The organism is Mesorhizobium sp. M7A.F.Ca.ET.027.03.2.1, assembly GCF_003999175.1.
Taxonomy (GTDB): Bacteria; Pseudomonadota; Alphaproteobacteria; order Rhizobiales; family Rhizobiaceae; genus Mesorhizobium.
The window spans coordinates 1-6,832 of sequence record NZ_RZOM01000222.1 but is presented as its reverse complement, the minus strand read 5'-3'; the positions used below and the strand labels follow the sequence as shown (position 1 = coordinate 6,832).

Below are 6,832 nucleotides of genomic sequence, written 5' to 3'. Positions count from 1 at the left end.
GGGCATTTCTCCCCGTATAGTGACGGGGAGAAAGACGCTGTCATCGCCGATTTCGCCAATCACCAACGTATTCCTTTTTCGAAAGCGGACGACTCTGCATTTTCCTATTGCAGATAAGAATTATCCACGATACTATGTATCCACGATAAAGGAGCCGATCCAATGAAGCTGGGCGAGGGCGTTGAGGCAGCCATCCATTGCGCTGCCACGCTGGCGAGTGTGGAGGGGAACAGCACCATGCCTGGCGCCGCTCTCGCCGAGGCCTTTGGCCTGTCGCCGAGCTATCTGCTGAAGCATCTCAACATGCTGAGCGCGGCGCGCATTCTGGAATCGGTGCCCGGGCCTGCCGGTGGCTATCGGCTGGCGCGGCCGGCCGAGCGCATCACGCTGCTCGACATCGTGCTGGCCGTCGAGGGCCGCGAGCCGGCCTTCCGTTGCGGCGAGATCCGCCAGCGTGGTCCGGTGAAGCTCGATGCTTCGGCCTATATCAAACCCTGCGGCATCAACGCCGCGATGCTGAAGGCCGAGCGCGCCTATCGCGCCGCGCTCGCCGAGACCAAACTGTCCGATATCGTGGCCACCTATGCGGCAGAAGGCGATCCCAGGTCGCTTGCCGCGAGCTGCGCCTTCGTCGAGCGCCACCAGCGGCCGCAGAAATCCAGTTAACCCCGCAGACCAAAATCCAAGCAGACATGAAAGGACAAGAAGATGAAACAGAGGCTGCAATTTTTCGCCAAGGCGCCGGAGATCATGAAAGCGGTTTCGGCGCTCAACAAGGCGGTGGACGAATGCGGGCTCGAGGTGAGCCTGCTGCACCTGATCAAGCTCAGAGCGTCGCAGATCAATGGCTGCTCGTACTGCGTCGAGATGCATAGCCGCGAGGCGAGGCGCGACGGCGAGCCCGAGCAGCGGCTCTACCTGGTTTCAGCCTGGAAGGAATCGCCGCTGTTTTCCGAGCGCGAACGCGCCGCCTTGGCCTGGACCGAGGCCGTCACCCTGATCGCCAACAATGGCGTGCCGGACGAGCTCTATGCAAAGACGCTCGAGCATTTCTCGGAAGAGGAATTGGTCAAGCTGTCCGTTGCGCTCGGCATGATCAACACCTGGAACCGGCTGTGCATTCCGTTCCAGGCCATTCACCCGATGCCGGCGGCCAAGGCCGCCTGATTGTCCATTTATGTTGGGAGCGCCGTCGAAAGACGGCGCTCCACTTTCCAAGGGAGCGTTTGATGCCTGCCGATTTGCCTTCAACCTTGTTGTTTCTCGCTCGCCTGTTGCTCGGCGGCGCCTTCGTCTTCGCCGGCCTGCGCAACATCCAGAACGCGGCCTTCCTGACCCAGATGATGGCTGCGCGCGGCGTGCCGCAGGCAAGATTGGCGCTGTGGCTCGGCATCGTGCTTCAGATCGCCGCCGGCGTGCTGGTCATCGCAGGATTGTGGACGGCACTCGCGGCCGCGGTGCTGCTGGTGTTCCTGATCGTTGCCACGCCGATGTTCCACAATTTTTGGGACCATCAGGGTCCGGATCGTGCGTCCCGCATCAATGGCTTCGTCGGCAATGTCGCCCTGAGCGGTGGCTTTCTGACCCTGATCGCGCAATCCGTTTGACGCACAGTTGCATGCCGACTGCGGCCTCTGGTGCCGACGGCTCGATCATAAAATCGGAACCAATCGAGGCGTTGACGCATTTCACACCTGCATGCCCAGCATCCAGGATGGAATATGAAAATTGCCCATGTCGCGCCGCTTTATGAATCGGTGCCGCCAAGGCTCTATGGCGGCACCGAGCGCATCGTCTCGTATCTAACCGAAGCGCTGGTCGATCTGGGCCATGAGGTGACGCTGTTCGCCAGTGGCGACAGCCAGACTTCCGCGACGCTGGTAGCCAGCCGGGAACGCGCGCTGCGCCTCGATCCGCGTCCGCTCAAATCCGAGATCGCTGCGCATCTTTCGATGCTTGCGCAGGTGAGGGACCGGGCGTCGGAGTTCGATGTCATCCACTTCCACCTCAGCCATTTCCTGCACTTTTCCTTCTTCGAGGATCTCGCCGACCGCACGGTGACGACGCCGCATGGCAGGCTGGATTATGTGGACCTGGCGCCGGCCTATGAACGGTTTCCGCGTTTTCCCCTGATTTCCATTTCGCACAGCCAGAAGGCGGGCCTTGCCAAGGCCAATTGGCTGGCGACGATCCATCACGGGCTGCCGACCACTCTCTACGAACCGACTTTCGAGACGACGGCGGAAGAACCCTACCTTGCCTTCCTCGGCCGGTTCTCACGCGACAAGCGCCCGGACCGCGCCATCGAGATCGCCTTGCGGTCGGGGCTCAAGCTGAAGCTTGCGGCAAAGATCGGCGACGACGACCGCGCCTATTTCCACGAGGTGGTCGAACCGTTGATCGACGGCGATCGCATCGTCTATGTCGGCGAGATCGAGGAGGACCAGAAGGCGGAATTTCTCGGCAAGGCGGCCGGCCTGCTGTTCCCGATCGACTGGCCGGAGCCGTTCGGGCTCGCCGCCATCGAGGCCATGGCTTGCGGTACGCCGGTGATCGCCTGGAATTGCGGTGCGCTGTCCGAGATCATCGATCAAGGCGTCACCGGTTTCATCGCTGACACGATGGATGGCGCGGTCGCCGCGGTGCCTGATTTGCTGCAACTCGACAGGCGCAAGGTGAGGGCCGTTTTTGAAAAGCGTTTTTCCGCTCGAAGAATGGCCGGCGACTATCTGGCCGCCTATGCACGCCTGATCGGCGTGCCGACCGAGGCGAAGGCGTCTTGAGCAACGACGTGCTCGAGCCACGACAACGAAACAACAGGGATCTTTGACGAATGGCCCAACTCGATGAGCGCCAGCTCGATCCCGCGGTTGCGCTTGCATCGCTCGACGCCACCGCCCCTCGCGAGCCGCATCGGCTGTTTGCGCTCAAGCAGGGCGATTGCTTCGCGGTTGCCGACGCCTATGGCGACATACGTGGAGCCGGCGACGGTTTCTTTCGCGACGACACACGGGTTCTTTCCGAGTTCCGGCTGACCGTCGGCGGCAGGCAGACATCGCTGCTTGGCGCCTCACTCAGCCAGGACAATGTGCTGTTCACCACCAATTTGACCAATCTGCCGATACAGAGCGCCGGCGGACGCGACATCCCGCAGGGAGCCATCCACATCGAACGCGTCAGGCTGCTCTGGCAAGACAGGCTCTTCGAACGCATCACCCTTTCCAACTACAGCCGGGAACACTCGACGATCAGCGTTTCCCTGCACTATTCCGCCGATTTCCGCGACATGTTCGAAGTGCGCGGCTCGACACGGCTGAAGCGCGGGCTGGCCCATGCCGCCGAAACAGACGCGACGTCGGTCCTGCTGCGCTATGACGGGCTCGATGGCCTGGCCCGCCTCTCTGCGATATCGTTCTCGCAGGCGCCGGACCAACTGACAGCCAACCGTGCCGATTTCCTGATCGCCGTGACCAAGCGCAGCAGGAAGGTGCTCTATGTCGAGGTCGGTCCCGAGGTGGCCGACAAGCCCGAGCGCGACCGGTTCCGCGCCGCTGCCGCACGCGCCCGCTTTGGCATGCGGGCCAAACGTCGTCATGGCGCGACGGTGCGCAGCTCCGGCCGCGTCTTCAACGACTGGGTCGAGCGCGCCCGCGCCGATGTCGCGCTGCTGACCACCGAACTGGCGACCGGCCCCTATCCCTATGCCGGCATCCCCTGGTTCTCGACGGCGTTCGGTCGTGACGGCGTCATCTCGGCGCTGCAGATGCTGTGGCTCAATCCCGGCCTGGCGCGGGGCGTGTTGGCCTTTCTGGCCCAGCATCAGGCGACCGAGACCTCGCCGTTCAGCGATTCGCAGCCGGGCAAGATCATGCACGAGACCCGCAAAGGCGAAATGGTGGCGCTGCGGGAGCTTCCCTTCGGCCGCTACTACGGTGGCGTCGATACGACACCGCTCTACATCTATCTTGCTTGCGCCTACGCCGATCGTACCGGTGACATGGCGTTCATCGGCGGCCTTTGGCCTTCGCTGTGCGCGGCGGCCAAATGGACGGAGGAGGCAGGCCAGGAGACCGGCTTCGTGACTTACCAGCGAGCGGCCGAGTCCGGCCTCGCAAACCAGGGATGGAAGGACAGTTTCGATTCGGTCTTCCATGCCGATGGCCGCATTCCCAAGGGCCCGATAGCCCTGGTCGAAGTGCAGGGCTATGTCTTTGCCGCCTTCCGCGGGCTGGCCAAGCTTGCCCGCCGCCGTGGCGAGGACGACAAAGCCGATCACTGGGAGGACCGCGCCGAGGCGATGCGGGTGGCGGTGGAACGCGATTTCTGGCTTGACGATCTCGGCTTCTATGCCCTCGCGATCGACGGTGCCGGCGAGCCCTGCAAGGTGCGGACCTCGAATGCCGGGCATCTGCTCTTTGTCGGATTGCCTGAGCCGGCGCGGGCACAGATGGTCGCCGACCAGCTGCTTTCCGCCTCCTTCCATTCCGGCTGGGGGCTGAGGACGCTTGCCGATGATGCGGTGTTCTTTAACCCGATGTCGTACCACAATGGCTCGATCTGGCCGCACGACACCGCCATATGCGGTGCCGGCCTGGCGCATTATGGCGAGCGTGAAAGCGTGGTTCGCCTGATGAGCGGCACATTCGAATCCGCAGTCCATTTCAACATGCGGCTGCCCGAACTGTTCTGCGGGTTTACACGCGCGCCGGGCGAAGCACCCATCGCCTATCCCGTCGCTTGCCTGCCGCAAGCGTGGTCGGCGGGATCCGCCTTCATGCTGATGCAGGCCTGCCTTGGCCTGGAGATCGACGGCTGGGATGGCGAAATCCGCGTCACCCGCCCGAGACTGCCGATCGGCATCGACACGCTGACACTGCGGCACCTGGGCGTCGGCGACCGGGTCGTCGATCTCACCTTCCAGCGCGTCGGTGACCGGGTCGTCGCTTTCCTTGCCGACCGCCATGAAGGGCTGGTGCCGCTCATCGTGAGGACATGATCCGAACAAAATTGCCGGAACCGATCCGAGCTTTGTGCGTTGCAAAAATACAGGTCCGAACGCTGACCACGTGGTCGGCGGACCATTTCAAACGGGAACACGAACAAACGGTCGCCGACGGCCGGGGTGAGTTGACATTCAATGACAAACTACGGTGCGGACCTGCTCTGGGTTCTGATCTTCGCGAGCCTCGGTTTTTCCGCTCTTGCCGTTTTCCTCTCCATATCGCGGCACCGTCGCCGTCATCCACCCGCGGTCGCACATACGGCAGGCGAAGATGTGGCCGCGGAAGCCGCGCGCAAGGTGATACGGGAGTTCGAAAAGAATGGCCAATCGGCCGATGCCGCGCTGGTGACCTGGTCGCCCGAAACATTGCGCAAGATCCTGGCCGACGATCTGCCCGATGCGCAGGTCATCGTGGTGTCCAATCGCGAACCGTACATCCACAATGTGAAGGGCGACGGCGTCGAGTTGCTCGTCCCGGCCAGCGGACTGGTGTCGGCGCTCGAGCCCATTACCCGCGCCTGTGCCGGCACCTGGATCGCCTATGGCGGCGGAACGGCGGACCGCCTCACCGTCGACAACCACGATCGTGTGCAGGTGCCGCCTGGCAACCCGTCCTACACGCTGCGCCGAGTCTGGCTGACGGAGGAAGAGCACCAGGGCTATTATCTCGGTTTTGCCAATGAGGGCCTTTGGCCGCTTTGCCATATCGCCTTCACCCGGCCGATTTTTCGCGCCTCCGACTGGGCTGCCTATGAAGCCGTCAACCGCAAGTTTGCCGATACGGTGGTTGCCGAGGCCCGCAACGAGCGGCCGATCGTGCTGGTCCAGGACTATCATTTCGCGCTGCTGCCGCGCATGATCCGCGAGCGCCTGCCGGAGGCGATCGTCATCACTTTCTGGCATATCCCGTGGCCGAATTCGGAAGTGTACAGCATCTGTCCCTGGCGTGAACGCATCCTCGAAGGGCTGCTCGGCAGCTCGATCATCGGCTTCCACACCCAGTTTCATGCCAACAATTTCACCGAAAGCGTCGATCGCTTCCTGGAAAGCCGCATCGAGCGGGCCGATGCGGCCATCTCCTACGGCGGACGGACCACATTGGTGCACGCCTATCCGATCTCGATAGAATGGCCGGCGGACCTGCTGGCGAAACTTCCCGATGTCGACGATTGCCGCGCTCGCATGCGCGAGAGGTTCGGTCTCAAAGCGGATGTGAAGCTTGCCGTCGGAGTCGAGCGCCTCGATTACACCAAAGGCATTCTTGATCGGTTTCACGCTTTGAACGAATTGTTCAAGCGACAGCCTGAATGGATCGGAAAACTGGTCTTCCTGCAGGTCGCGGCACCCAGCCGCGGCACGCTGCCGGCCTACAAATTGCTCCATGACGAGTGCCACCGTTATGCCGAAGAGCTCAACCGGCGTTATGGCAGCGAGGGCTACAGGCCAGTGATCATGGTGGCCGAGCATCACTCGCAAGAACAGGTCTACGAGATCTATCGGGCCGCCGACATATGCATGGTCACCAGCCTGCATGACGGCATGAACCTCGTCGCCAAGGAATTCGTCGCCGCGCGCGACGACGAGCAGGGCGTTTTGATGCTCAGCACCTTCGCCGGCGCCTCGCGCGAATTGCTGGAGGCGCTGATCGTTAACCCTTACGATGCCGCCATGATGAGCGGAGCGCTCTTGCAGGCATTGACCATGGCGCCCGAAGAACAGCGCGAGCGCATGCGACCCATGCGCGAGACGATCCGCAACAACAACGTCTATCGCTGGGCCGGCAGCATGCTTCTGGATGCGGCACGTTTGCGCAAGCGCGGAGACCTCGAT

The 6,832-nt window shown here is 62.6% G+C and carries 6 protein-coding genes; all 6 read left to right on the top strand.

The window, feature by feature from the left end:
- The first annotated feature begins 162 nt into the window (after window positions 1-162).
- Window positions 163-666, top strand: a complete 504-nt coding sequence (locus EN750_RS12320) for an Rrf2 family transcriptional regulator (RefSeq protein WP_127396587.1) — start codon at window positions 163-165, stop codon at window positions 664-666.
- 42 nt (window positions 667-708) lie between these two features.
- On the top strand, window positions 709-1,167 hold the full coding sequence (locus EN750_RS12315) for a carboxymuconolactone decarboxylase family protein (RefSeq protein WP_127396586.1): 459 nt from the start codon (window positions 709-711) through the stop codon (window positions 1,165-1,167).
- Between the two features lie 62 nt (window positions 1,168-1,229).
- Entirely contained in the window at window positions 1,230-1,607 is a 378-nt protein-coding gene (locus EN750_RS12310) for a DoxX family protein (protein WP_127269914.1), read from the top strand.
- A 114-nt stretch (window positions 1,608-1,721) separates the two neighbouring features.
- Complete coding sequence (locus tag EN750_RS12305; RefSeq protein WP_127396585.1) at window positions 1,722-2,783, top strand: glycosyltransferase family 4 protein; 1,062 nt, start codon at window positions 1,722-1,724, stop codon at window positions 2,781-2,783.
- A 50-nt stretch (window positions 2,784-2,833) separates the two neighbouring features.
- On the top strand, window positions 2,834-4,996 hold the full coding sequence (locus EN750_RS12300; RefSeq protein WP_127396584.1) for an amylo-alpha-1,6-glucosidase: 2,163 nt from the start codon (window positions 2,834-2,836) through the stop codon (window positions 4,994-4,996).
- Between the two features lie 141 nt (window positions 4,997-5,137).
- Window positions 5,138-6,832 (top strand): trehalose-6-phosphate synthase (locus EN750_RS12295; RefSeq protein ID WP_145967591.1); only part of this gene is annotated, 1,695 nt, incomplete at its 3' end.